At 71.4% G+C, this 22,678-nt stretch carries 21 protein-coding genes; 12 read left to right on the plus strand and 9 right to left on the minus strand.

What is annotated here, in order from left to right; genetic code table 11:
* Nucleotides 1-9 precede the first annotated feature (9 nt).
* Nucleotides 10-3,855: a polarized growth protein Scy gene (gene scy / locus ACWEK3_RS19615; RefSeq protein ID WP_453250206.1), complete on the minus strand. Its 3,846-nt coding sequence runs from the start codon at nucleotides 3,853-3,855 to the stop codon at nucleotides 10-12.
* 233 nt (nucleotides 3,856-4,088) lie between these two features.
* Complete coding sequence (gene mce, locus ACWEK3_RS19620) at nucleotides 4,089-4,529, minus strand: methylmalonyl-CoA epimerase (RefSeq protein WP_376547570.1); 441 nt, start codon at nucleotides 4,527-4,529, stop codon at nucleotides 4,089-4,091.
* A 149-nt stretch (nucleotides 4,530-4,678) separates the two neighbouring features.
* Between mce and ACWEK3_RS19625 the strand changes: the two genes are divergently transcribed.
* Both ACWEK3_RS19625 and meaB read left to right on the plus strand, forming a co-directional pair.
* Nucleotides 4,679-5,887 (plus strand): acetyl-CoA C-acetyltransferase, encoded by a 1,209-nt coding sequence (locus ACWEK3_RS19625; RefSeq protein WP_365775181.1) that lies wholly within the window; start codon nucleotides 4,679-4,681, stop codon nucleotides 5,885-5,887.
* A gap of 81 nt (nucleotides 5,888-5,968) precedes the next feature.
* Nucleotides 5,969-6,925, plus strand: a complete 957-nt coding sequence (meaB, locus tag ACWEK3_RS19630; RefSeq protein ID WP_361417441.1) for a methylmalonyl Co-A mutase-associated GTPase MeaB — start codon at nucleotides 5,969-5,971, stop codon at nucleotides 6,923-6,925.
* 112 nt (nucleotides 6,926-7,037) lie between these two features.
* Here meaB and ACWEK3_RS19635 read toward each other — a convergent pair whose 3' ends face one another.
* The 4 genes from ACWEK3_RS19635 to ACWEK3_RS19650 form a co-directional block, all read right to left on the minus strand.
* Nucleotides 7,038-7,514, minus strand: a complete 477-nt coding sequence (locus ACWEK3_RS19635) for a MarR family winged helix-turn-helix transcriptional regulator (RefSeq protein ID WP_384425897.1) — start codon at nucleotides 7,512-7,514, stop codon at nucleotides 7,038-7,040.
* Between the two features lie 92 nt (nucleotides 7,515-7,606).
* Nucleotides 7,607-8,410, minus strand: a complete 804-nt coding sequence (locus ACWEK3_RS19640) for an AIM24 family protein (protein WP_453250207.1) — start codon at nucleotides 8,408-8,410, stop codon at nucleotides 7,607-7,609.
* Nucleotides 8,407-9,057 carry an AIM24 family protein gene (locus tag ACWEK3_RS19645; protein WP_225075614.1) on the minus strand — a complete coding sequence of 217 codons (651 nt, stop codon included), beginning with the start codon at nucleotides 9,055-9,057 and terminating at the stop codon, nucleotides 8,407-8,409. The genes ACWEK3_RS19640 and ACWEK3_RS19645 overlap by 4 nt, the downstream gene beginning before the upstream one ends.
* 1 nt (nucleotide 9,058) lies before the next feature.
* A complete protein-coding gene (locus ACWEK3_RS19650) occupies nucleotides 9,059-9,691 on the minus strand; it encodes an AIM24 family protein (protein WP_365426246.1) in 633 nt (210 codons plus the stop codon).
* Between the two features lie 217 nt (nucleotides 9,692-9,908).
* Here ACWEK3_RS19650 and ACWEK3_RS19655 point away from each other — a divergent pair, with 217 nt between their 5' ends.
* The gene (locus ACWEK3_RS19655; protein WP_225075616.1) at nucleotides 9,909-10,253 is read left to right on the plus strand and encodes a DUF3817 domain-containing protein; all 345 of its coding nucleotides are present in this window, start codon (nucleotides 9,909-9,911) and stop codon (nucleotides 10,251-10,253) included.
* Nucleotides 10,250-10,561, plus strand: a complete 312-nt coding sequence (locus tag ACWEK3_RS19660; RefSeq protein WP_361417459.1) for an MTH1187 family thiamine-binding protein — start codon at nucleotides 10,250-10,252, stop codon at nucleotides 10,559-10,561. Before ACWEK3_RS19655 ends, ACWEK3_RS19660 begins: the two co-directional genes overlap by 4 nt.
* A 47-nt stretch (nucleotides 10,562-10,608) precedes the next feature.
* Here ACWEK3_RS19660 and ACWEK3_RS19665 read toward each other — a convergent pair whose 3' ends face one another.
* A complete protein-coding gene (locus ACWEK3_RS19665; RefSeq protein WP_388724191.1) occupies nucleotides 10,609-11,589 on the minus strand; it encodes an ArsR/SmtB family transcription factor in 981 nt (326 codons plus the stop codon).
* Nucleotides 11,590-11,724: 135 nt separating this feature from the next.
* On the opposite strand from ACWEK3_RS19665, the gene ACWEK3_RS19670 reads away from it, so the two are divergent.
* The 4 genes from ACWEK3_RS19670 to ACWEK3_RS19685 all read left to right on the plus strand — a co-directional run bounded on the left by ACWEK3_RS19670 (nucleotide 11,725) and on the right by ACWEK3_RS19685 (nucleotide 15,777).
* A complete protein-coding gene (locus ACWEK3_RS19670) occupies nucleotides 11,725-12,999 on the plus strand; it encodes an MFS transporter (RefSeq protein ID WP_453250208.1) in 1,275 nt (424 codons plus the stop codon).
* A gap of 44 nt (nucleotides 13,000-13,043) precedes the next feature.
* Nucleotides 13,044-13,553, plus strand: coding sequence for a MarR family winged helix-turn-helix transcriptional regulator (locus ACWEK3_RS19675; protein WP_141358265.1), 510 nt, complete (start codon nucleotides 13,044-13,046; stop codon nucleotides 13,551-13,553).
* 102 nt (nucleotides 13,554-13,655) lie between these two features.
* Nucleotides 13,656-13,997, plus strand: a complete 342-nt coding sequence (locus ACWEK3_RS19680) for a DUF3817 domain-containing protein (protein ID WP_376547583.1) — start codon at nucleotides 13,656-13,658, stop codon at nucleotides 13,995-13,997.
* A gap of 79 nt (nucleotides 13,998-14,076) precedes the next feature.
* Entirely contained in the window at nucleotides 14,077-15,777 is a 1,701-nt protein-coding gene (locus tag ACWEK3_RS19685; RefSeq protein WP_384425879.1) for an acyl-CoA mutase large subunit family protein, read from the plus strand.
* Between the two features lie 42 nt (nucleotides 15,778-15,819).
* Here the strand turns inward: ACWEK3_RS19685 and ACWEK3_RS19690 are convergent, their stop codons facing one another.
* A complete protein-coding gene (locus ACWEK3_RS19690) occupies nucleotides 15,820-16,437 on the minus strand; it encodes a TetR/AcrR family transcriptional regulator (RefSeq protein WP_361417475.1) in 618 nt (205 codons plus the stop codon).
* A 237-nt stretch (nucleotides 16,438-16,674) separates the two neighbouring features.
* Here ACWEK3_RS19690 and ACWEK3_RS19695 point away from each other — a divergent pair, with 237 nt between their 5' ends.
* From ACWEK3_RS19695 to ACWEK3_RS19710, 4 genes are all read left to right on the plus strand, one after another.
* Nucleotides 16,675-17,646: a tetratricopeptide repeat protein gene (locus ACWEK3_RS19695; RefSeq protein WP_450542430.1), complete on the plus strand. Its 972-nt coding sequence runs from the start codon at nucleotides 16,675-16,677 to the stop codon at nucleotides 17,644-17,646.
* 646 nt (nucleotides 17,647-18,292) lie between these two features.
* Nucleotides 18,293-18,934 carry a DUF6230 family protein gene (locus ACWEK3_RS19700; protein ID WP_450542431.1) on the plus strand — a complete coding sequence of 214 codons (642 nt, stop codon included), beginning with the start codon at nucleotides 18,293-18,295 and terminating at the stop codon, nucleotides 18,932-18,934.
* Nucleotides 18,935-19,065: 131 nt separating this feature from the next.
* Complete coding sequence (locus ACWEK3_RS19705) at nucleotides 19,066-19,677, plus strand: DUF6114 domain-containing protein (protein WP_450542433.1); 612 nt, start codon at nucleotides 19,066-19,068, stop codon at nucleotides 19,675-19,677.
* Nucleotides 19,667-21,070 carry a hypothetical protein gene (locus ACWEK3_RS19710; protein WP_453250209.1) on the plus strand — a complete coding sequence of 468 codons (1,404 nt, stop codon included), beginning with the start codon at nucleotides 19,667-19,669 and terminating at the stop codon, nucleotides 21,068-21,070. Before ACWEK3_RS19705 ends, ACWEK3_RS19710 begins: the two co-directional genes overlap by 11 nt.
* Nucleotides 21,071-21,174: 104 nt before the next feature.
* Here ACWEK3_RS19710 and pyk read toward each other — a convergent pair whose 3' ends face one another.
* A complete protein-coding gene (pyk, locus tag ACWEK3_RS19715; RefSeq protein WP_361417489.1) occupies nucleotides 21,175-22,605 on the minus strand; it encodes a pyruvate kinase in 1,431 nt (476 codons plus the stop codon).
* Nucleotides 22,606-22,678: the final 73 nt, after the last annotated feature.

Genomic DNA, 22,678 nt, shown 5'->3' on the forward strand with positions numbered 1-22,678 from the left:
GCCTACAGGCTAGCCGTCTGACGTCTTGCCACCCGACCGGGGTGCCCCCACCGTCGCGCCTGCCTTCACCGCGCCGTCCTTCCCGGACGGCGCCTCGAACGACTCCAGCGCCTCCAGCACGTCCTGGACCCGGGAGATCTCGGCGTTGATGTCCTCGCGCCGGCGCACCAGGATCTCCAGCTCGCGCTTGCCCTCGTCGACCGTGCGCCGGGCCTCGCGGACCGCCTCGGCCTTGAGCTCCTCGGCCTCCTTCACGAGGGTGGCCTTCTTCTGCTCGGCCTCCTTCAGCAGCCCCTCGGCCTTCTTCACCGCGGCGATCCGCACCTTGCCCGCCTCGGAGTTGGCCTCCGAAACGATCTCCTTCGCCTTGGTCTGCGCCTTGGCCAGCTGCTCCTCGGCCGCCTTGATGAGCGCGTCGCAGCGGTCGCCGGCCGACTTCATCGTCTCGGCCGACTCGCGGCGGGCCCGCTCGTGCAGTTCCTCGATCTCGGTCGTCAGGCGCTCGCGCAGCTCCTCCGCGCGCTCCCGGATCTGGGTGGCGTCCCGGCGGGCGCCGACGAGCAGCTCGTCCGCGTCCGTACGGGCCTTCTCCACCGTGGTGTTGCCCTCGACCCTCGCCTCGGACAGGATCCGGTCGGCCTCCTTGCGGGCCGCGCCCACCATCGTGTCGGCCTGGGACTCGGCGTCCGCCTTCGTCCTGACCGCGCTCGCCTGCGCCTCGGTGAGCAGCTTGTCGGCCTCGGCGGTGGTCTCGGTGATGAGCGTGTCGACCTGCTCGGCCGCCTCCGAGCGCCGCTTGTTGGCGTCCCGGCGGGCCTCGTCCAGGGTCCGGTCGGCCTCCTCGCGGGCCGAGCCCACCAGCCGCTCGGCCTCCGCCCGCGCCTCGGATCCGACCCGCTCGGACTCGGCGCGGACCCGCTCGGCGTGCGCCTGCGCGGAGCCGACCGTCTCGGCGGCGCCGGCGCGCAGCCGCTCCGCGTCCCCGGTGGCGTCCGAGATCAGCTTCTCCGCCTTGGCGACGGACTCGGCGCGGACCCGGTCGGCCTCCGCGACCGTCTCCGTCTGGAGCCGCTCCGCCTCCGAGCGCGCCTCGGAGATGAGCGTGTCCGCCTGGGTGGCCGCCTCCGACCGGATGCGGTTGGCGTCCTCGCGGGCCTCCGCGCGGGTGCGGGAGGCGTCCTGCTCGGCCTGCGTGATGGTGTCGGAGGCCTCGGTGCGTACCCGCTGGGCGTGCTCGGAGACGTCCGCGCGGATCCGCTCCGCCTCCGCGATCGCCTCGGACACGGTCCGCTCGGCGAGCACCTTGGCGGCCTCGGTCTCCTCCCGGGCCTCGCCGCGCAGCCGGCTCGCGTCCTCGCTCGCCCGCTCCCGCTCGGCGTAGGCGTCGGTGCGGACCCGGTCCGCCTCCTCCTCGGCCTCCCGGCGGGTCCGCTCCGCCGCGTGATCGGCGGCCGAACGCAGCCCGGCGATCTCCTCCTGCGCCTGCTCGTGCAGCCCGGCGACGGAGTCCCGCACCTGCTGCGCGTGCTGCTCGGCGGCCGACACCATCTCGGTGGCGCGCCGGTCGGCCTCCTCCACCAGACGGGTGGCCTCGGCCTGCGCCTCGTCCACCCGCTTGCGGGCCGAGGCCAGCAGCTCCTCGCTCTGCTCGCGGGCCCGCTCGCGCTCCTGGTCGGCCTCGGCGCGCGCGGCGCCGAGCAGTTCCTCGGCCTCGCGGCGGCGCCGGGCGGCCTCCTCCTGGGCGGCGGCCAGCGTCTCCGAGGCCTCCGCGCCCAGCCGCTCCGCGGCGGCCTGCGCTTCCGCGCGCACGCGGTCCGCGGTGTCCTGCGCCTCCGTCTTGAGCCGCTCGGCCTCCGCCGCGGCCTCCGACCGCAGCCGTACGGCGACGGCCTCGCCCTCGGCGCGGGAGGCGGCCGCGTCGGCGGCGGCCTCGGTCCGCAGCCGCTCGGCCTCCGTCTCCGCCTGCTGCTGCAGCGTCCGGATGCGCTCGGCGGCCTCGGTGCGCAGCCGCTCGGCCTCCTCCGCGGCCTCACGGCGGATGCGGGTGGCCTCCTCGCGGGCGTCGCTCAGCGCCTTCTCGGCGTTTGCCAGCCGCTCCTCGGCCTCGGTGTGCAGCCGGGTGAGCTCCTCGGTGGCCTCCGCCTTCCGGGCGGCGACCGCCTGCTCGGTCTCCTCGCGCAGCTCGCGCGCGGCCCGCTCGGCGTCCGCCTGGACGGACTCGGCCTGCTCGGTTGCCTCGGCGCGGTGCCGCTCGGCCTCCTGGCGGGTGCGCTCCAGGGTCTCCTCGGCCTGCCGGCGCAGCGTGGTGGCCCGCTCGATGGCCTCGGTGCGGACCTTCTCGCTGTCGCTCTGCGCGGTGCCGCGCAACTCGTCGGCGTCGGCCTTCGCCTTGGCCAGCAGCTCCTCGGCGGACTTGGCCCCCTCCTCGATCTGCACCACGGCCTCGCGCCGGGCCTCGGAGCGGATCCTCTCGCCCTCGGCGACCGCGTCGGCCCGTAGCTGCTCGGCCTCGCCGCGCAGCCGGCGGGCCTCCTCCTGGAGCTCGACCGTCTTGGCGCGGTACTCCTTGGTGTCGTCCTTGGCGGCGCCCTTGAGCTGCTCGGCCAGGTCGTGCGCCTCGGCGCGCAGCCGGTCCGCCTCGGCCTCGGCCTCCCCGCGGATCCGCTCGGCCTCCTCGGCCGCGGCCTTCGTGGTCCCCTTGGCGTCCGCCGACGCCTTGTTCAGCACGTCCTCGGCGGTCTTCGCCGCCTTGGACAGCTGGGTCGCGCTCTCCTCGGCGGTGATCGTACGGGCCTTCTCGGAGGCCTCCGCGACGATCTTCTCCGCCTCGGCGCGGGCGTCCGCGACCAGCTGCTCGGCCTCGGACTTGGTGGCCTCGGCCTCCTTGGTGGCCTCCTGGACCAGCCGGGCGACCTGCTCCTTGGCGGTGCGCGTGCGCAGCTCGTTGGCCGACTCGGCGCCGGCGAGCGTCTTGGACGCGGAATCCTTGGCCTCGGTGACCAGCTTCTCGGCCTCGGTCTGCGCCTTGCGCAGCGCGTCCTCGGCCTCGGCCATCCGCTGCTCGGCGGACCGGCTCAGCTCGGCGGCCTGCCGGCGGGCGGCGTCCGACTCGCTGGCGGTGGCGGAGCGCAGCTGCTCGGCGTGGTCGGTGGCCTCCTGGGCCTGGTCGGAGGCGGCGTTCAGCAGCCGCTCGGCGTCGGCGCGGGCGCGGCGCAGGGTCTGCTCGGCCTCCGCGCGGGCCGCCTCGGCGTCGCTCTGCAACCGCTGCCGGGCCTCGGCGGCCAGCCGCTCGGCCTCCGCGCGGGCGGCCGACATGGCCTGCTCGGCCTCGGCGCGGGACTCGTCCAGCAGGCGCCGGGCCTGCTGCTCGGTGCGGGCGCGCAGCTGCTCCGCCCACGCCACGTTCTCGTTGACGTGCGACTCGACGGTCTGCCGGCGCTCGGCGAGCTCCTGGTCGAGCTGCTGGCGCCGGTTGACCGCCTCGGCGTGCAGCTCGGCCTGAAGACGAGCGGCCTGCTCCGCGTGCTCCTGGAGGATGCGCTGGGTCTGCGCCCTGGCCTGGCTCAACTCGCGCTCGGCGTCGGCGCGGATCTGATCGGCCTGCACCTGCGCGTTGCGCAGCAACTGCTCGGCCTGGTAGCCGAGGTCGGCGCCGTCGTAGGCGGGCCGGGACATGATGGTGCGGCGCGCCTCGTGCAGCTTGGCGCGCAGCACCTCGACCTGGTAGCCGAGGTCCTCGGCGTGCTGGATCGCCTTCTCCCGCTCGGTCTTCAGCCGATCCATCTCGGCCTCGAACCGAGAGAGGTGGTCGACGTCAGCCGCCGGCTCTCGCTCCTGGCGTTCGTAGCCCCGCACTGCGCGGTCCCATCCGTCCCCTGGTCGCAAGCCTGTCCAAACGAGCTCCGTCCATCCGCCGAACGGGGCCCCCGGGAATGGTGTCAGATCAACAGCGGAGCACGGGCTGCTGCCCCGCCGCTCGTCCCCCGAAACACGGACCCCGGCGGTCCTGTCGCTCTCGACGGCAGGACCGGGTCGTCCCCGCTCGGGGGACGACCGCCCTCAACCCTACCGGCCCTTATGTACGGGAGTCAGTGCTCAACCGACTCAACAGGCGCCGAAGTGACCAGTTCTGTCAGGACACCGTGGCAATCCTTGGGGTGCAGGAAGGTGATCCGGGACCCCATCGAGCCGCGTCGCGGCTCGTCGTACAGAACGCGTACGCCCTTGTCGCGGACGGCGGCCGCGTCCGCGTCGACGTCCGCCGTGCCGAAGGCGATGTGGTGCACGCCCTCGCCGTTCTTCGCGAGCCACTTCGCGACGGTGGAGTCCTCGCGGGTCGGTTCGAGAAGCTGCAGGTAGGAAGCCCCTCCGTCGGAGGTGTCGTTGATCTTGAGCATGGCCTCGCGCACGCCCTGCTCCTCGTTGACCTCGGTGTGGAACACCTCGAAGCCGTACGTGGTCCGGTAGAACTCGACGGTGGCGTCGAGGTCGTGGCAGGCGATCCCGATGTGGTCGATTCGCGTCAGCATGGAATCAGTGCAGCGCCACCGGGGTGGTTACGCAACGTGCGCGCGATCACACCGACGGCCCGATGACGGGGCGGAGCAGGCCTCAGTACATTCGAAGTAAACCCTCGTTCACTCCTCGGCTGTGCAGGCCGGTAAGGGGATCGCAGCTCATGTCTTCTGGAACTTCCGGTACGACCGGCTCGGTGATCGTCGCGGGCGCGCGGACGCCCATGGGACGACTGCTGGGCTCGCTGAAGTCCTTCTCCGGAGCCGACCTCGGCGGCTTCGCGATCAAGGCCGCCCTCGACCGCGCGGGGATCGGGGGCGACCAGGTGCAGTACGTGATCATGGGCCAGGTGCTGCAGGCCGGGGCGGGGCAGATCCCGGCCCGCCAGGCCGCGGTCAAGGCCGGCATTCCGATGAGCGTCCCGGCGCTCACCATCAACAAGGTGTGCCTGTCCGGTCTGGACGCCATCGCGCTCGCCGACCAGTTGATCCGTGCGGGTGAGTTCGACGTGGTCGTGGCCGGCGGCCAGGAATCCATGACCAACGCCCCCCACCTCCTGCCGAAGTCCCGCGAGGGCTACAAGTACGGCGCGGTGGAGATGCTGGACGCGATGGCCCACGACGGCCTGACCGACTCCTTCGAGGGCATCGCCATGGGCGCGTCGACGGAGAAGCACAACACCCGCCTGGGCCTCGGGCGCGCCGAGCAGGACGAGATCGCCGCGCTGTCCCACCAGCGGGCCGCCGCCGCGCAGAAGAACGGCGTCTTCGAGGCCGAGATCACCCCGGTGGAGATCCCGCAGCGCAAGGGCGACCCGGTCCTGTTCAGCAAGGACGAGGGCATCCGCGGCGACACCACGGCCGAAGGCCTGGCCAAGCTGCGCCCGGCCTTCGCCAAGGACGGCACGATCACCGCCGGCTCCTCCTCGCAGATCTCCGACGGCGCCGCGGCCGTGGTCGTGATGAGCAAGGCCAAGGCCGAGGAGCTGGGCCTGGAGTGGATCGCCGAGATCGGCGCCCACGGCAACGTCGCCGGCCCGGACAACTCCCTGCAGTCCCAGCCCTCCAACGCCATCCAGCACGCCCTGAAGAAGGAGGGGCTCGAGGTCTCCGACCTGGACCTCGTCGAGATCAACGAGGCGTTCGCCGCCGTGGCCGTGCAGTCAATGAAGGACCTCGGCGTGTCCACGGAAAAGGTGAACGTGAACGGCGGCGCCATCGCCCTGGGTCACCCGATCGGGATGTCCGGCGCCCGTCTCGTGCTGCACCTGGCGCTGGAGCTGAAGCGGCGCGGCGGCGGCGTCGGCGCGGCCGCGCTGTGCGGCGGCGGCGGTCAGGGCGACGCGCTGATCGTCCGGGTGCCGAAGGCCTGAGCCGGGTAACACCCGACCGATCTCATTCGTAGGACCTCTCGTACGCGGACCGCGTACGTGGATCACGTGAACGGAGCTGTGATGCAGGACGTCTCCTCTCTGGTGGCCCAGGCCAGGGAAGGCCGGCCGAGGGCCGTGGCCCGGCTGATCTCCTTGGTGGAGGGGGCGTCCCCGCAGTTGCGGGAGGTCATGCGGACGCTCGCGCCGTTGACCGGCAACGCGTACGTCGTCGGTCTGACCGGCTCCCCGGGCGTGGGCAAGTCGACGTCCACGTCCGCGCTGGTGACGGCGTACCGCAAGCAGGGCAAGCGGGTCGGCGTCCTGGCCGTCGACCCGTCCTCGCCCTTCTCCGGCGGCGCGCTGCTCGGCGACCGGGTGCGGATGTCGGAGCACGCCTCCGACCCGGGCGTCTACATCCGCTCCATGGCCACCCGCGGCCACCTGGGCGGGCTTGCCTGGGCCGCCCCGCAGGCGATCCGCGTACTGGACGCGGCGGGCTGCGACGTGATCCTGGTCGAGACGGTCGGCGTGGGCCAGTCGGAGGTGGAGATCGCCTCCCAGGCCGACACCTCCGTCGTCCTGCTGGCCCCGGGGATGGGCGACGGCATCCAGGCGGCCAAGGCCGGCATCCTGGAGATCGGCGACGTCTACGTCGTCAACAAGGCCGACCGGGACGGCGCGGACGCCACCGCCCGCGAGCTGAACCACATGCTGGGCCTCGGCGAGTCCCGCGGCCCCGGCGACTGGCGCCCGCCCATCGTCAAGACGGTCGCCGCGCGCTCCGAGGGCGTCGACGAGGTGGTCGAGGCGCTGGAGAAGCACCGGGCCTGGATGGAGGAGCGGGGCGTCCTCGCGGAGCGCCGCCGCGCCCGCGCCGCCCACGAGGTGGAGACCATCGCGGTCACGGCCCTGCGTGAGCGCATCGGCGACCTGCACGGCGACCGCCGTCTGAGCGCCCTCGCGGAGCGGATCACCGCCGGTGAGCTGGACCCCTACCAGGCGGCGGACGAGCTGGTGGCGGGTCTGACCGAGGCCTGACCCGCCCCTGGTGACACCCGTTGTGACACGGAAGGCGGAGCCCCGAGGGCTCCGCCTTCTCTCCGTCTTCTCTCCGCGCGGGGGCGCCGCGCGGAGGTGCCGTGCGGGGTGGTTACGCCCCGCCCCGCTGTCCCCGCAGATGCTGGGCGATCGGCTTCAGGGCCTTGTCCAGCTCCATCAGCGTCTCGTGGTCGACCAGATCGACGAAGTGCCTCCGCACGGACGCCACATGGTGCGGCGCGACCTTCCGCATGGTCTCCATGCCGTGCTCGGTGAGGACCGCGTACAGGCCCCGGCGGTCGGACTCGCAGTTCTCACGGCGCACCAGGTCCGCGTTCTCCATGCGGGTGATCTGGTGCGAGAGGCGGCTCTTGGACTGGAGGGTGGCGGACGCGAGGTCGCTCATGCGCATCCGTACGTCCTCCGACTCGGAGAGATTCACCAGGATCTCGTAGTCGTTCATCGTCAGGCCGAACGGCTGCAGGTCCTTCTCGAGTTGGTACGTCAACAGCCTGTTGACCTCCAGGTGGGTGCGCCAGGCGCACTGCTCCGCATCGGTCAGCCAGCGCGTGGCCGTCTCGGTCTCCATGAATGAAGTCTACCTAAGAAGTTGAAAGGCGAACTAGTGAGGGTGGTGTGACGGCGCGCACGCGTTCGATGTCACACTCCGCAGACTACCGCTCACACCCCGAAGCGACGCTGGAGATCTCCCAGCTGTCCGGGAAGGCGCGGTTGCCCACCCTGCTGTCCGCGGGTTCCGGACACCCTTCCCCCTCCGGGTACCCCGGGCTCGTCCGGAAGCACCCCCGCCGCCAGTTCGGCGATGAGGCTCTCGCTGGACTGCAGCAGGACCGTCCCGGCTCCCACGAACTCGAACTGGTGCTCCTCCCCGGAGACCGGCCCGAGGCCCGTCATCGAACGCAGCCCGCCCAGTACGCCGGTCAGGTACCCGTGGTCGTAGTGATGGCACGGGGACGGGCAGTCGGCCCAGCCGACCAGCGCCTGCGGGTCCACCCGGATCGGGGGCTCCATGAACACCACCGGCCCGTTGGACGCGGCCACGAACTTTCCGGTTCCGATGAGAGTGAGGAAGCCGGGCACGATCGACTGCTTGAGCGACAGAGTTGGCTGAAAAGCGAGCAGATTGCCGGAGCGAATGGTCAGATTGCCGTCGTCCAGGTCGAAGGAGTTGACATCGAAGGCCCGGTCGGCGAGCAGCATCCGGCCCGAACCCTCGGCCACCACCCAGTCGCTCGCGTGCAGAGGCGAATGAAAGGCAGTACGGACCAGATGGTCCAGCCGGCCGTGCCCGATGCCGTTGAACTCGATCGTCCCGTAGTAGGCGATCATCTTCCCCTTCTGGAGGAACCACTGGCTCCCCTTGAGCTCCACGCAGAAGGTGTACGGGTTCACGTTGTCGTCGGCCGGCAGGGTCGTCGGGTCGTGGACCACCGGCCCGGAGCCGGGCGTTCCGTACGCGCTCACAGCTTCTCCTCCGACGCCTGGACGTACACCGTGCCGTTGCCGCTCAGCTCCAGCTGGAAGCCCTCCCCGGAGCCGCGTCCCACCATCTCGCGCCAGCCCAGCGCGGTGGACAGCTTGTTGCGGACGTCGCCGTGGTGGGCGACGTAGGCCTGCGGGTCGACGTGGACGGGACGCTGCGGGGTGATCGGCACCTCGAAGACGCCGCCGTGCGCCATGACCGCCACCGAGCCGTGTCCCTGGAGGGTCGTCGTGAACAGTCCCTGGCCCGTCACCTGACCCCGCACCATGCCCATGACCCCGCCCTGCGAGCCCATGAACATCGTGCCCTGCTGGAGCGTGCCCTCGAAGGCGAGCAGGCGGTCCGCCTCCACGTACAGCGTGTCGCCCGTCATCTCGATCACGTGCACATGGTGGCCGCCGTGCCCGAAGAAGACCGTGCCGCTGCCCTCCACGGTCATCAGCGGCGTCGCCTCGCCCGCCACCCGGCGCCCGATCATCGACATCAGACCGCCCTGGCCGCCCTGGATGTTGGGCGTGAACGCCACGTCGCCCCGGTAGGCGAGCATCGCGCCGCGCTGACTGAACAGGCGCCGGCCGGGTACGACCGTCGCCTCGACCATTTTCGAGTTGATCTCCCGGAACGTCATCTCACAGGTCCCCCGCGATCGTGTTCCGCTCGCTCGGCTGGACGTACACCAGCCCGTCCCCCTCGAACCGGATCTGGAAGGCCTCCCCGCCGCCCTCCCCGAGGAACGTGCGGAAGGTCACCCCGGACTGGAAGGACTGCCGGACGTTCCCCTGGTGCGCGATGTAGGCGCCGGGGTCGACGATCAGCGGGTACTGCGGGCCGACCCTGAGCACCACCGCCGGCCCGTCCGACATGATCGCCGCCTGCCCGTGCCCCTCGACCGTGGTCGTGAACAGCCCGTTGCCCTGGGAGGCGCCGCGCAGCCCGGTGAACGTCGTCCCCGTGCGCAGCCCGGCGTCCGTCGCGAGCAGGTTGCTCGACTCGACGTACAGCTTGTCCCCCTGGAGCTGCACCAGATTGATCTCGGCCGCCCGATCGGCGAACCAGCACGTTCCGTGCCCCCGCACCTCCATCACGGTCATCTGCTCGCCGGTGAGCCGCCGGGTCACCATGCCGCGCAGTCCCTCGCCGCCACCGGTCAGCCTCTTGAAGGCCATCTGCCCGTCGTACGCGACCATCGAGCCGTTCTTCGCCTTCACGGCGTCCCCGGTCATGTCGACGGCGAGCACCCTGCTGTCTTGAAGTCGGAACATCGCCACGGAGTGAAGGTAGCGGCGGACGGGGGAGGCCGACAGGGCCTGCGGGGGGACAACGACCCTGATTCACGCCCTTACGGGACGGCCGCGCCCACCCCCTGACCGGACCCGCCCCGCGGGTTTGCCACAATGGACGAACGTTTGTGCTCGCATTCACAAGCCGGCCGGCGCCACCTCAGCGGCCCGCCGGTCCGTCTCCCACCGAAGGTGACCCGTGGACATCAAGACCGCCACCGCCCTCCGCCGCCTCCGCCTGGTCTCCGCCCCCGAGGCGGTCTCCTTCCTCCTGCTGCTGGTCTGCTCGGTCCTGAAGCGGACCACGGACTTCAACGCGGTGCCCGTGATGGGCGCGATCCACGGCGTCCTGTTCATCCTGTACGTGATCTTCTGGGCCGACGCCTGGAACCGCGCCAAGTGGTCGGTGGGGACCGCCGCCCTCTACTTCGTCCTCTCGGTCCTGCCTACCGGCGGCTTCTTCGCCGAGCGCAGGCTCAAGCGCGAGGCCGAGGACGCGGTGATCGCCTCCCGCGCCCGCCGCGAAGGGGTCGTGAACGCATGATCGTCGCCTTTTCCGTGACCCCGCTGGGCGTCGGCGAGGACGTGGGGGAGTACGTCGCCGACGCCGTCCGGGTCGTCCGCGAGTCCGGCCTGCCCAACCGCACCGACGCGATGTTCACCTCCGTCGAGGGCGAGTGGGACGAGGTCATGGACGTCGTCAAGCGAGCCGTCGCCGCGGTGGAGGCACGCGCTCCGCGTGTGTCCCTGGTCCTCAAGGCGGACATCCGTCCCGGCGTCACGGACGGCCTCACCGCCAAGGTGGAGCGGGTCGAGAGGCACCTTGCCCAAGAGGCCCGGAAAGCGGAGTAGGTACCCGGCGGCGCGCCCGGAGACACCTGTCCCGCGCCGCGCGGGCCTCACCCGCCCGAGACCAGCGCCATCCCCAGCGGAGTGCGTTCGTAGAGCACCTGGTGCCCGTACCTGCGGGACGTGAGCAGGCCCGCGTCCCGCAGCACCGTCAGATGCGCCGACACCGAGGACGGGGCCAGGTCCAGGCGGTGGGCCAGCGCCGTCGTCGACGCCGGATCGGTCAGCGCGGCCAGCACCGCGGCCCGTCCGCGCCCCAGCAGCCGCACCAGGGCCTCACCGGCCTCCGCGCCCCGCCGCGCCCACAGACCGCCCAGCCCGCGCGCCGGGTACACCAGCGTGGGCTGCCAGGGCGGATCGAAGCCGCTGATCACGTCCGGCCAGGAGAACACGCTCGGCATCAGCACCAGCCCCCGCCCGTCGAGGTCGCGCCCGTGCTCGCCCGGCCAGTCGACCGTCAGCGTCCGCGCGTCCCAGGACAGCCGCCGGTCCAGTTCCGGCAGCAGCGCCCCCAGCCCCACCTCGGCCAGCCGCCGCGAGTGGAAGGCCACATCGGCCTCGAGCAGCGCCCGCAGCCGCGGCCACTCCGGCTCGACCAGCGCGTGCCACGCGGCCTCCAGCAGATCGGCCAGTTCCCGCACCGCACGCCCCGGATCGGCGAGCATCGCCCGCCCCCGCGACGACTCCAGCGCACCCGGCGTATCGGCCAGCGCCCGCGCCAGGTCCTCCCGCGCCGCCCCGGGATCCGCCGCCCGCACCTGGGCGATCTCGTCCTCGAACACGGCCGCCGGCCCGATCGGCGGCGGCCCGAGGAAGTCGGGGCTGTGCCCGCGCCGGGGCATGAGCAGCCACAGCGGGGCGAGGTCCAGCCCCCGTGCGGCCTCCCGGATGCGGCGCAGCCAGTGCGGGTGGTAGCCGTGCCGGTCCGGCCGCCGCAGCGTCCGCACCGCCTCCTGCGTCTCCCACAGCGGTGACACCGCGAACCGGCACCGCATGAGGTCGTCGTCCCCGAAGTGCAGACGGAACGGCACGGCACTCCCAGAAAAGACAGGCGAAGACAGGAAAGACAGGAAAGACAGGTCAGGAAAGGCAGGGAGAGAGGGCGAAGATTCGGCAGTGGCCGAAACTCTACGCCGCCCGCCCTTTCCACCGGCACGCTGCGGCCCATGCAGCAAGCCCCCGAGCCCACCCCGACCTCGCAGGCCCCGGACCGGCCGGAGCCCCCGCCCGCGCCCGCCCCCGCCCCCGAACCGGCGGCCGGCTACGCGCGGGTCTTCGCCGTACCCGAGTTCCGGGCGGTCTTCGCCGCCCACGCCCTCTCCCTGCTCGGCGTGATGGTCAGCGAGATCGCCCTGTCGGTCCTCGTCTACGACCTCACCGGCTCGCCCCTGATGAGCGCCCTCACCTTCGCGCTCGGCATGCTGCCCTACGTCGTCGGCGGCACCTTCCTCAGCGGGATCGCCGACCGCTTCCCGGCCCGCCGGGTGCTCGTCACCTGCGACCTGGTGTGCGCGGCCTGCGTGGCGCCGATGGTGGTGCCCGGGGCCCACATCGGCGTCCTGCTCGCGCTGCGCTGCGCCGTCGCCATCGTGTCGCCGGTGTTCCAGGGAACGCGGATGGCGAGCCTCACCGACATCCTCGGGGACGGCGAACTGTTCGTCCTCGGCCGCTCCCTGCTGCGGATCGTCTCGCAGAGCGCGCTGCTCGTCGGCTTCGGCCTCGGCGGCCTGCTGCTCACCGTGGTCAGCCCCCGGCACGCTCTGCTGATCACCGTCGGTACCTTCCTCGCCTCCGCCGTCCTGCTCCGCCTCGGCACCCGGCGCCGTCCCGCCCGGACCGGGCAGTCCGGCGCCCTGGTGGGCGACTCGCTGCGCGGTGCCCGGCAGGTGCTCGCCGACCGCCGGGTCCGCGTACTCCTCCTGCTGTTCTGGGTGCCGCCGATGTTCGCGGTCGTGCCGGAGGCCCTGACGGCCCCGTACGCCGACGCGCTCGGCGCCGGCTCCATCGGTCTGGGTCTGCTGATGTGCGGGCTGCCCGTCGGCACGATCGCGAGTGAGGTGTACGCCGGCTCCCGGCTGCGGCCCGCCGTCCGCGAGCGGATCGCCCTGCCACTGGTCTGCCTGACCCTGCTGCCCTACGTCGGCTACGCCCTGCACCCCGGTCTCGCCGTCTCCCTTCTCCTGCTCGTGCTCTCGGGCGCCGGGGCGGCGTACACACTGGGCCTGGACCAGTGGTTCGTGCGGGCGGTGCCCGAGGAACTGCGCGGCCGGGCGATGACCCTGATGACCGCCGGACTCATGACGATCCAGGGCCTGGGCATGGCGCTGGCCGGCGTCGCGGCGGAGTTCGCCGGGGTGGCGGCGACGGTCGCGGGGGCCGGAGTGCTGGGGACGGTGTGCTGCGTGGGGCTGGCGGTGGCCGCCCGCCGGACCGAAAGCTGAGACGGGGCTGAGCCGGATATGACCGACCGGTAGGGTCTGGTGACGTGCCGAAGCCCCTCAGTCTCCCTTTCGACCCCATCGCCCGTGCCGACGAGCTCTGGAAGCAGCGCTGGGGAAGCGTTCCGTCCATGGCCGCGATCACCTCGATCATGCGCGCCCACCAGATCCTGCTGGCCGAGGTCGACGCGGTGGTCAAGCCGTACGGGCTGACCTTCGCGCGCTACGAGGCCCTGGTGCTGCTCACCTTCTCGAAGGCCGGCGAACTGCCGATGTCCAAGATCGGCGAGCGTCTGATGGTGCACCCCACGTCCGTGACGAACACCGTGGACCGGCTGGTCAGATCCGGTCTCGTCGCCAGGCGCCCCAACCCCAACGACGGGCGCGGCACGCTCGCCGTCATCACCGACAAGGGCCGCGAGGCGGTCGATGCCGCCACCCGCGACCTGATGGCGATGGAGTTCGGCCTCGGGGCCTACGACGCCGAGGAGTGCGGCGAGATCTTCGCGATGCTGCGGCCGCTGCGGATCGCCGCGCACGACTTCCACGAGGACTGACGCGCACGGCTTCCACGAGGACCGAGGGGCCGGGGCACGGACCGCCGCGGCAGGGCCCACCCGGGGCAAGATCTCCCGGAACGGGTGGTTACGCTCGTCCTCATGAAACGAAGCGTGCTGACCCGCTACCGCGTCATGGCCTACGTCACCGGTGTGCTGCTGGTCCTGCTGACTCTCGGCGTGATCGCCAAGTACCTGCTCGACATGAACGGCGCGGCGGGCTTCACGAGCGTCGTCGGCATCGCGCACGGCTGGCTGTACGTCGTGTACCTGGTGTTCGCCTTCGACCTGGGCTCCAAGGCCAAGTGGCCGGTCGCCAAGCAGCTGTGGGTGCTCCTCGCGGGGACCATCCCGACCGCCGCGTTCTTCGTGGAGCGCAAGGTCAGCCAGGAGCTGGAGTCCAAGCTCGCGCAGGACGAGGCCCCCGCGGTCGCCGAGGCGTAAGCACGCGTCACCGCCGTACGGAACCCGTACGGCGGTCAGCCGTCGACATTTACTTGGACGTCCTAGTAAATTCGAGGGTATGGACGCTGACGCCATCGAGGAGGGCCGCCGCCGCTGGCAGGCCCGGTACGACACCGCACGCAAGCGCGAGGCGGACTTCACCACGCTCTCCGGCGACCCCGTGGAGCCGGTGTACGGTCCCCGGCCGGGAGACACGTACGAGGGATTCGAGCGGATCGGCTGGCCGGGGGAGTACCCCTTCACCCGCGGCCTGTACCCGACCGGCTACCGGGGGCGTACGTGGACGATCCGGCAGTTCGCCGGGTTCGGCAACGCCGAGCAGACCAACGAGCGCTACAAGATGATCCTCGGCAACGGCGGAGGCGGGCTCTCGGTCGCCTTCGACATGCCGACGCTCATGGGCCGCGACTCCGACGACCCGCGTTCGCTGGGCGAGGTCGGCCACTGCGGCGTGGCCATCGACTCGGCGGCCGACATGGAGGTGCTGTTCAAGGACATCCCGCTCGGTGACGTCACCACGTCGATGACGATCAGCGGGCCGGCCGTCCCCGTCTTCTGCATGTACCTGGTCGCCGCGGAGCGGCAGGGAGTGGACGCCTCCGTCCTCAACGGCACGCTCCAGACCGACATCTTCAAGGAGTACATCGCCCAGAAGGAGTGGCTCTTCCAGCCCGAGCCCCATCTGCGCCTCATCGGCGACCTGATGGAGCACTGCGCCACCAAGATCCCCGCGTACAAGCCGCTGTCCGTCTCCGGCTACCACATCCGCGAGGCGGGGGCGACGGCCGCGCAGGAGCTGGCGTACACGCTGGCGGACGGCTTCGGGTACGTCGAACTCGGGCTCAGCCGCGGTCTCGACGTCGACGTCTTCGCGCCCGGCCTGTCCTTCTTCTTCGACGCGCACGTCGACTTCTTCGAGGAGATCGCCAAGTTCCGCGCGGCCCGCCGCATCTGGGCCCGGTGGATGCGGGACGTCTACGGCGCGAAGACCGACAAGGCGCAGTGGCTGCGCTTCCACACGCAGACCGCCGGGGTCTCGCTGACCGCCCAGCAGCCGTACAACAACGTCGTGCGCACGGCCGTGGAGGCGCTCGCGGCGGTGCTCGGCGGCACCAACTCGCTGCACACCAACGCGCTCGACGAGACGCTGGCGCTGCCGAGCGAGCAGGCCGCGGAGATCGCGCTGCGCACGCAGCAGGTGCTGATGGAGGAGACCGGCGTCGCCAACGTGGCCGATCCGCTGGGCGGTTCGTGGTACATCGAGCAGCTGACGGACCGGATCGAGGCGGACGCCGAGAAGATCTTCGAGCAGATCAAGGAGCGGGGGCTGCGGGCGCACCCCGACGGGCAGCACCCGATCGGGCCGATCACGTCCGGGATCCTGCGGGGCATCGAGGACGGGTGGTTCACCGGCGAGATCGCGGAGTCGGCCTTCCGCTACCAGCGGGCGCTGGAGAAGGGCGACAAGAGGGTCGTCGGCGTCAACGTCCACACCGGCTCGGTCACCGGCGACCTGGAGATCCTGCGGGTCAGCCACGAGGTGGAACGGGAGCAGGTGCGGGTGCTCGGGGAGCGGAAGACCGGGCGGGACGAGAGTGCCGTGCGCTCCGCGCTGGACGCGATGCTGGCGGCCGCGCGGTCCGGCGCCAACATGATCGAGCCGATGCTCGACGCCGTGCGCGCCGAGGCGACGCTGGGTGAGATCTGCGGGGTCCTGCGGGACGAGTGGGGGGTGTACACGGAGCCCGCGGGGTTCTGAGGGACCGGCGCCGGGGCGGGCCCGTCCGCCCCGGCGCCCCAGTCAGCCGTCCGCCGCGAGCCCGGTCAGAAGGACCCGGGTGAAGCCGCGCACCCATTCCTCGTCCGCCGGTTCGGCGCTGACCAGGGTGCGGTGCACCACCGCGCCGGCGACGATGTCGAAGATCAGGCCGACCGTGCGGGCGGCTTCCTCCGGGTCGGGTTCCGGGGGGAGTTCGCCCCGGGTCTGGGCGCGGGCGCGGCCCTCCAGGACCAGGCGCTTCTGGCGGTCCACGATCGAGGTGCGGATGCGTTCGCGCAGGGCCTCGTCGCGCGTCGACTCGGCGACCACGGCCATCAGGCCGCTCTTGGCCTCGGGCCGGGCCAGGATCGCCGCGAACTGGAGGACCACGCCCTCGATGTCGGCGGCGAGGCTGCCGCGGTCGGGGAGGCGGAGTTCGTCGAAGAGTTCGGCGACGGCGTCGACGACGAGTTCGTTCTTGCCCGCCCAGCGGCGGTACAGGGTCGTCTTCGCGACCCCGGCCCGGGTGGCCACGTCCCCCAGGGTGAGCCTGGACCAGCCCAGGTCCACCAGCGCCGCCCGGGTGGCGGCGAGGATCGCCGCGTCCGCGGCGGCGCTGCGCGGCCGGCCGGCACGGGCGGCGGGGGTGCGGCTCTGCATCCCCTGACCATAACCGGACCGAAAACGAGTGGTTCCTGTCCGGTCGTGAGAGAGATCACCACGGTGTGCTTCCGCGTGGGCATCCGCTGCCATTACGCTACGGGTCGTAGCGAAACGCGGGTGCGAGCCCGTTCCGAGCGATGACCACAGGGTGCCAGGTGGGGACCGGGCGCCCGGCGCAGTACGGCTTTCCCGGCGGTTTTCACTCAGGCGGGCAGAACGGGGGAGGATAGACGCATGCAGCCACGGAACATGTCCATGAGCGGAGTCGTCGACCTCGCCGCGGTGAAGGCGGCCCAGGAGGCCAAGGCGAAGGCGGAGCAGGCGCGCGCCCAAGCGGCCAGGGAGGGCGGCGCGGGGGCGGTCTCCCCGGCCGATCTCGTCATCGACGTCGACGAGGCCACTTTCGAGCGCGATGTCCTCCAGCGGTCGGCCGAGGTGCCCGTCGTCATCGACTTCTGGGCCGAGTGGTGTCAGCCCTGCAAGCAGCTGAGCCCGGTCCTGGAGCGACTGGCCGTCGAGTACAACGGTCGCTTCCTCCTTGCCAAGATCGACGTCGACGCCAACCAATTGCTGATGCAGCAGTTCGGCGTCCAGGGGATCCCCGCGGTCTTCGCGGTGGTCGCGGGCCAGGCCCTGCCCCTGTTCCAGGGGGCGGCGGGCGAGGCGCAGATCCGGGAGACGCTGGACCAGTTGGTGCAGGTCGCCGAGCAGCGGTTCGGACTGACCGGCCTGACCGTCGACCCGGACGCCGAGGCGGGCGCACAGACGGTTCAGCAGGCCCCGGTCGGCCCGTACGAAGCGCTGCTGAACGCGGCCTCGCAGGCCCTGGACGCCGGCGACCTGGGCGGCGCGGTCCAGGCGTACAAGAACGTGCTGGCCGACGACCCGGGCAACCCGGAGGCCAAACTCGGCCTGGCGCAGGCCGAGTTGCTCCAGCGGGTGCAGGACCTCGACCCGCAGCGGGTGCGCGAGGAGGCGGCCGGGAAGCCCGCCGATGTGCGGGCGCAGATCGCCGCCGCCGACCTGGATCTGGTGGGCGGTCACGTGGAGGACGCGTTCAGCCGGCTCATCGACACCGTGCGGCGCACCGCGGGCGAGGACCGGGACGCGGTGCGGCTGAGGCTGCTGGAGCTCTTCGAGGTCGTCGGCGCCGAGGACCCGCGAGTGGCGGGGGCACGCCGGGCGTTGGCGCGGGCGCTGTTCTGATCCGTGCCAACCCTCTTGTTCTGACCAGTCGTTAAACACCACGGCATGTGATGCCCGAGTGAAAGATTGGCCGGGGAGCCGTCAGCGCGGCCGCGCTTTACCAAAACTTGGTAATCGCGGCCGCTGTTACTGGCAGTAAATCGAGGGTGTGGTTCCGCCCGGTTCCGTCCGGGGGTGAACCGTTTTGTTCTGCCCTTTGTTACCACCGAGTGTCGCCGTTCGGAACCGGTGAGTCGTGTCCCGGTTATCCAGCCGTTACTAGCGAGTAACGACCCCCCTTGTGCGGGCGGCGAGAATGCACCACGATCGGCGACGCTCGGTCCATCCCCGTACCCCGGCAGCCGGTCGGGTCATGGGGTGTCTGGGTCCCCACCGAGCAGGGCCGGCGGCAGTGGCGCCGTCCCTTGGGGCAGGGGGGTCTTCGCCGTCTGGCGAAGCCTGTCCAGCAAGGTTGTGCGTGATGCGTGTCAGGCGCGACCAGTGGTTGTCGCTCGGGGGTGATCGCCGGTGATTCGGGCGCGGTTGGCGCCACCGAGCGCGGGCGCTCTCCTTCCCGAGGACGTAGCACTTCTCCCATCCCTGCCCGGCCGAACCGCCGGCCGGTGGTGAGCCGGGCCAGGAGATGTACGTCCGAGAAGGAGGAAAAATGGAGTCCCAACTGCGTGGCGGGACGAGATGGAAGCGGTTCGCTGTGGTCATGGTGCCCAGCGTTGCCGCGACAGCGGCGATAGGCGTGGCCCTGGCTCAGGGTGCCCTCGCCGCGTCGTTCAGCGTGTCGGGTCAGTCGTTCAAGGTGACGGCCGACCGGCTGGAGGGTCAGGGGTTCGCGCAGTACGGCGCGATCGACTCGGGGAAGAGCCTCGACGGCAGCAAGGACGAGCACCACCCGGTCGCGGTCTCGGCGTTCAAGAAGGCCAGGATCAACAACCTGTGCCAGTCGGTCGTCACCCCGACGCCCTTCGGTAACGTGAGCCTGTTGCTGAAGGCGGGCGGCGGCAAGTCGCCGGTCGAGGCCGAGAACCTCTACATCGACATCGCCGACCTCAAGGCCGACGCCACGTTCACCAACATCGACATCGGTGTTGCGGCCGGGGCCGCCGGCAAGGGTCCGGGCATCAAGCCGGGCGAGGTCGAGCAGAAGAAGGCCAACCCCTTCGGGTTCGCTCAGCAGGCCGACTCGGCCGTGCTGACCGGCGTGAAGCAGACGGCGTGGGCGACGACCGCCGGAACCTTCAAGCTCAGCGGGCTCAGCATGTCGCTGGCGACGGGTACCAAGGAGTGCTACTAGGCACTCGGGAACGGGCGGGGGAGCCGACGGCGCCCCCGCCCGTTCCACCTTCCACCCGCTCTTCACACATCCCCCACACCGACCAAGCACCACCCTCATCACAGCAACGCCGCACCAGGGAGCTGTTTTCCATGAGCGCCGAGACTCCTGCCGTAACCGGCCAGTTCACCCGCCGGAGGCTGCAGTTCCGCGCCTGGCGGGGCACACGTCCGTTCTGGGCCGGTCTGTTCGTCCTGCTCGGCGGCTTTCCGATCATGTACTTCCCGTACGCCCACCTCCAGCTCGGTCATCTGACGCTGGCGATGGCGACGACCGCGGGAGCCGGGTCCCTGATCATCGGCGTGCTGCTCGTCGTCCTCGGCATCAGCCTCTGGTTCCAGAAGCACATCCGGGTGTTCGCGGGTGTCGCGGCGATCCTGCTGGCGCTGGTGTCCATCCCCGTGTCCAACTTCGGTGGCTTCGTCATGGGCTTCCTGCTCGCGCTCATCGGCGGCGCGATGGCCGTGGCGTGGGCGGAGGGGGCGCCGCCCTCGAGAGAGGACGCCGAGCGGGCCGGCCCGGTGCGGGGCGGTGCCCCGGAGGCCGTGCCCGGCCCGGTGGTGGACGGCCCGGTGCCGTCCGGCCCTGCGGTGGACCCGATGAGCGATGGGGGCCCCTCCCAGGATTTCAAGGCACTGGGGGAGAACGACCTGTCAGGAACGAGCCCGGCCAACGGGGCGAACGGGAGGCAAAGTGCCGGCTGACGAGGTGACTCACGGGACGGGAGTGGAGGTGTCCCGCGTGAGAACCGGGCCGCGTCACGCGGCACCCAAGAAGCCGCTGTTCACCAGGTTCCACATGCCGGCCGGCAAGGCGATAGCCATGGCGGCGATGCCGACGGCGGTCCTCATGGGGATGGGCTTCACGTCGACCCACGCCGTCGCCGACAACAACGCGACGACGCCGTCCGCCAAGAGCCTGACGGCCGACGAGTACAAGGACTGTGTCGCGGCGCTGGACGGCTCCCAGGACAAGGCCCCGGCCTCGCCGGCGCCGTCCGCCTCCGCGGGCGCCGAGGACGCCACCGCGCAGCCGGACCCCTCGGCCACGTCCTCCACGGGCCCTGCGGACCAGAACGGTCAGGCGGACCAGGACGGCAAGGGGGACGAGGGCTCCTCGCACACGTCCCCCTCGCCTGATCCGGCTTCCGGTGACAAGGCCGCGCCCAAGCCCGACTCCACCGCCTCGCAGAGCAAGCCGGGCGGTTCGGGCACGGGAGGCGCCGCCACGGCGGACCCGTCGGCGCCCGCGGGCGGCGGCGGTCTGCTGGGGACCATCGGTGACGCGCTCGGCGGCGTCCTCACCGGCGGCAAGCAGAGCTCCGGGTCCGGGGCCTCCGCCGACTCCGCGGCCGCGCCGTCCGCCTCCGCCACGCCTTCGGCGGGCGGGGCCGGGGGCTCCGGCGACGACGCTGCCGGCACGGTCAAGGACACCGCCGAGAAGGTCACCGACACGGTCGAGGACACCGTGAAGGACGCGACCGGCACGGTCTCCAAGACGGTCGAGGAGGCCGGGAAGGCCGTCGAGGGCGTCAAGGACACGGCCGGCAAGGCGGCCGGTGAGGCGGCCGACGCGGCGACGGCCTCGCCGAGCCCGTCGGCGGGTTCCACGACGGACCCGGAGCACTGCCCGGCCGCCACCGACGCCGTGGGCGGCGTGGACAACAAGGTGCTGCTGGCCGACGACCCCTGGTACCTGAACGCCAGTTCGCTGCTGCTGAAGGGTGCCGACTACCAGGGCATCGTGGAGGTGCGCACGGCCGGCGGACACGTCAAGAAGGTGCTGAAGTACGTCATTTCGGATGGCACCGACATCGGCGACCTGCACCAGACGGTGAAGGACAAGCAGGCCGGCAAGACCTACCACGTGCAGGCCGCCAAGGGCTCGACGTCCACGATCCGCGGTGGCGACACGGTGATGTACACCCAGAGCATCTGCGGCAACCTGTTCGGGTTGATCCACGTCTGCTTCAGCCCGGACAACCCTCCGCCGCTGAACCTCCCGCTGATCTACTTCACCAAGGTCGAAGTGGTCCAGGCGGCGCAGTTCGGCGGCAACCTGCACGTCCCCGGAATGCACGTGTACACCACCGACTGACCGGCCCAAGGCCCGTCCGGGAGCCGCGACACCACTGAGGGCGTCCCCCTGTTCGCAGGGGGCGCCCTCAGTGGTGTGCCGATCCACCGTGCGGTTGGTCAGTCTCAGTCGCGCGAGCCGCCGCCCAGGTGGTGGACGCGGACCATGTTGGTGGTGCCGGGGACGCCGGGGGGCGAGCCGGCGGTGATGATGACCGTGTCGCCGGGGGCGAAGCGGTTGAGCTTGACCAGCTCCTGGTCGACCAGGTCGACCATCTCGTCGGTGCTGTTGACGAACGGCACCACGTGCGGCTCCACACCCCAGCTGAGCGCCAGCTGGTTGCGGGTGGACTCGTCCGTGGTGAACGCCAGGATCGGCTGGCAGGCGCGGTAGCGGGACAGCCGGCGCGCGGTGTCGCCGGACTGGGTGAAGCCCACCAGGCCCTTGGCGCCCAGGAAGTCGGCGATCTCGCAGGCGGCGCGGGCCACCGAACCGCCCTGTGTGCGCGGCTTCTTGCCCGGCACCAGCGGTTGCAGGCCCTTGGCGAGCAGCTCCTCCTCCGCCGCCTTGACGATCTTCGACATCGTCTTGACGGTCTCGACCGGGTAGGCGCCCACGCTCGACTCGGCCGACAGCATGACCGCGTCGGCCCCGTCCAGGATCGCGTTGGCCACGTCGGAGGCCTCGGCGCGGGTCGGACGGGAGTTGGTGATCATCGACTCCATCATCTGGGTCGCCACGATCACCGGCTTGGCGTTGCGCCGGCACAGCTCGATCAGGCGCTTCTGCACCATGGGGACCTTCTCGAGCGGGTACTCGACGGCAAGGTCGCCGCGGGCCACCATCACGCCGTCGAACGCCATCACGACGTCCTGCATGTTCTCCACCGCCTGCGGCTTCTCCACCTTGGCGATGACGGGGACGCGGCGGCCCTCCTCGTCCATGACCCGGTGGACGTCGGAGATGTCCTTGGCGTCGCGGACGAAGGACAGGGCGACCATGTCGCAGCCCATGCGCAGCGCGAACCGCAGGTCCTCCACGTCCTTCTCGGACAGCGCGGGCACGTTCACCGCGGCGCCGGGCAGGTTGATGCCCTTGTGGTCGGAGATGACGCCGCCCTCGATGACGATCGTCTTGACCCGCGGGCCTTCGACGTCCAGGACCTTCAGCTCGACGTTGCCGTCGTTGATGAGGACCTGGTCGCCGCGCGAGACGTCGGCCGGCAGCCCCTTGTACGTCGTACCGCAGATGTGCTTGTCGCCCGGGACGTCCTCGGTGGTGATGGTGAACTCGTCACCCCGCTCGAGCTCCACCGGCCCCTCGGCGAAGGTCTCCAGCCGGATCTTCGGGCCCTGGAGGTCGGCGAGGACGGCGATGGCCCGGCCGGTCTCCTTGGCCGCGGCGCGGACACGGTCGTACCGTGCCTGGTGCTCGGCGTGCGTTCCGTGGCTGAAGTTGAAACGGGCCACATTCATGCCCGCCTCGATCATGGCGACGAGCATCTCGTGGGAGTCGACCGCTGGGCCGAGAGTACAGACGATTTTCGAACGGCGCATGGGGCGATCCTATCGGTTTGTTTCGCTCCGGAATATTCCGTCTGGTGGAAGCAGCAAATGGGCGCCTTCGCGC

The organism is Streptomyces sp. NPDC004721 (assembly GCF_053601495.1).

Bases quoted from the DNA above. Each gene is read 5' to 3' on its own strand.
- mce (WP_376547570.1), bottom strand. From the start codon at position 4,529: ATGCTGACGCGAATCGACCACATCGGGATCGCCTGCCACGACCTCGAC.
- ACWEK3_RS19625 (WP_365775181.1), top strand. From the start codon at position 4,679: ATGTCTTCTGGAACTTCCGGTACGACCGGCTCGGTGATCGTCGCGGGC.
- meaB (WP_361417441.1), top strand. From the start codon at position 5,969: ATGCAGGACGTCTCCTCTCTGGTGGCCCAGGCCAGGGAAGGCCGGCCG.
- ACWEK3_RS19635 (WP_384425897.1), bottom strand. From the start codon at position 7,514: ATGGAGACCGAGACGGCCACGCGCTGGCTGACCGATGCGGAGCAGTGC.
- ACWEK3_RS19645 (WP_225075614.1), bottom strand. From the start codon at position 9,057: ATGACGTTCCGGGAGATCAACTCGAAAATGGTCGAGGCGACGGTCGTA.
- ACWEK3_RS19650 (WP_365426246.1), bottom strand. From the start codon at position 9,691: ATGTTCCGACTTCAAGACAGCAGGGTGCTCGCCGTCGACATGACCGGG.
- ACWEK3_RS19660 (WP_361417459.1), top strand. From the start codon at position 10,250: ATGATCGTCGCCTTTTCCGTGACCCCGCTGGGCGTCGGCGAGGACGTG.
- ACWEK3_RS19670 (WP_453250208.1), top strand. From the start codon at position 11,725: ATGCAGCAAGCCCCCGAGCCCACCCCGACCTCGCAGGCCCCGGACCGG.
- ACWEK3_RS19680 (WP_376547583.1), top strand. From the start codon at position 13,656: ATGAAACGAAGCGTGCTGACCCGCTACCGCGTCATGGCCTACGTCACC.
- ACWEK3_RS19685 (WP_384425879.1), top strand. From the start codon at position 14,077: ATGGACGCTGACGCCATCGAGGAGGGCCGCCGCCGCTGGCAGGCCCGG.
- ACWEK3_RS19690 (WP_361417475.1), bottom strand. From the start codon at position 16,437: ATGCAGAGCCGCACCCCCGCCGCCCGTGCCGGCCGGCCGCGCAGCGCC.
- ACWEK3_RS19695 (WP_450542430.1), top strand. From the start codon at position 16,675: ATGCAGCCACGGAACATGTCCATGAGCGGAGTCGTCGACCTCGCCGCG.
- ACWEK3_RS19700 (WP_450542431.1), top strand. From the start codon at position 18,293: ATGGAGTCCCAACTGCGTGGCGGGACGAGATGGAAGCGGTTCGCTGTG.
- ACWEK3_RS19705 (WP_450542433.1), top strand. From the start codon at position 19,066: ATGAGCGCCGAGACTCCTGCCGTAACCGGCCAGTTCACCCGCCGGAGG.
- pyk (WP_361417489.1), bottom strand. From the start codon at position 22,605: ATGCGCCGTTCGAAAATCGTCTGTACTCTCGGCCCAGCGGTCGACTCC.